2 protein-coding genes are annotated in these 1334 nt (G+C 61.8%); both read right to left on the bottom strand.

Annotated elements, in window-relative coordinates; all coding sequences use genetic code 11:
• On the bottom strand, positions 1-662 hold a 662-nt coding region (locus ABD013_RS18460), incomplete at its 3' end, for an electron transfer flavoprotein subunit alpha/FixB family protein (RefSeq protein WP_343809141.1).
• Positions 663-674: 12 nt separating this feature from the next.
• On the bottom strand, positions 675-1334 hold a 660-nt coding region (locus ABD013_RS18455), incomplete at its 5' end, for an electron transfer flavoprotein subunit beta/FixA family protein (protein WP_343809140.1).

Genomic DNA, 1334 nt, shown 5'->3' with positions numbered 1-1334 from the left:
CCCAGCTTGTCGGCCAGTTTTTCCAGAATGGCGAAGTTCTCGCCATTGCCCATGCCACGACCACCAGACACGACGACCTTGGCGGCAGTCAGTTCCGGACGGTCGGACTGTGCCATCTCTTCGCCAACGAAGCTGGATGTACCGGCATCGTGCACAGAGGCAACCGCTTCCACGCTGGCGGAACCCCCGGTTTCAGCGGCGGCATCAAACGCGGTACCGCGTACGGTGATCACCTTGATCGGATCCAGTGACTCGACGGTCGCAATGGCGTTACCGGCGTAGATCGGGCGCTGGAAGGTGCTCTCGGACTCAACTGCAGTGATGTCGGACAGCTGTGCCACGTCCAGCAGTGCGGCAACACGCGGCATGACGTTCTTGCCGGTGGTGGTTGCCGGCGCGATCACGTGGCTGTAGTCTTTGCCCAGTTCGGCAATCAGCGTAGACAGATTCTCGGCCAGCTGGTGGCCGTACGCCGCGTTGTCCGCTACCAGTACCTTGCTGACGCCGGCGACCTGTGCCGCGGCTTCAGCCACCGCGCCGCAGCCCTCACCCGCCACCAGCAGGTGCAGCTCACCACCCACTTGGGAAGCCGCGGTGACAGCGTTCAGTGTGGCACCCTTCAGGGTGCTGTTGTCATGTTCTGCAATTACCAGAATAGCCATCAGATCACCCCCTTAAATTACTTTGGCTTCGTTTTTCAGTTTGTCGACCAGCTCGTCCACGCTGCTGACGCGGATACCGGCCTGGCGCTCGGCCGGCGGGGTCACTTTCAGCAGGCGGGTGTGGGCCTTCAGCTCGACGCCCAGGTCAGCCGGGGTCTTCACATCCAGCGGCTTCTTCTTCGCTTTCATGATGTTCGGCAGAGAAGCGTAGCGCGGCTCGTTCAGACGCAGGTCGGTGGTCACGATCGCCGGCAGGTTCAGCGCCAGGGTCTGCAGACCGCCGTCCACTTCGCGGGTTACATTAACGCTAGAGCCGTCAATCTTCACTTCAGAGGCAAAGGTACCCTGCGGCATGTCCAGCAGTGCGCCCAGCATCTGGCCGGTCTGGTTGTTGTCGGCGTCGATGGACTGCTTGCCCAGGATCACCAGCTGCGGCTGCTCGTCTTCGACCACCTTGGCCAGCAACTTGGCAACGGTCAGGGATTCCGGCATCTCGTCAGTCTCGATCTGGATACCACGGTCGGCGCCCAGCGCCAGTGCGGTACGGATCTGCTCCTGGCAGGCCTTGGGACCGATGGACACGACGACCACTTCAGAGGCCGTGCCGGCTTCCTTCAGGCGTACGGCTTCTTCCACGGCGATTTCACAGAAGGGGTTCAGGGCCATTTTGAC

Source organism: Marinobacterium maritimum, from assembly GCF_039523155.1.
GTDB classification, from domain to species: Bacteria; Pseudomonadota; Gammaproteobacteria; order Pseudomonadales; family Balneatricaceae; genus Marinobacterium; species Marinobacterium maritimum.
This window is presented reverse-complemented; position numbering and strand designations above follow the sequence as displayed.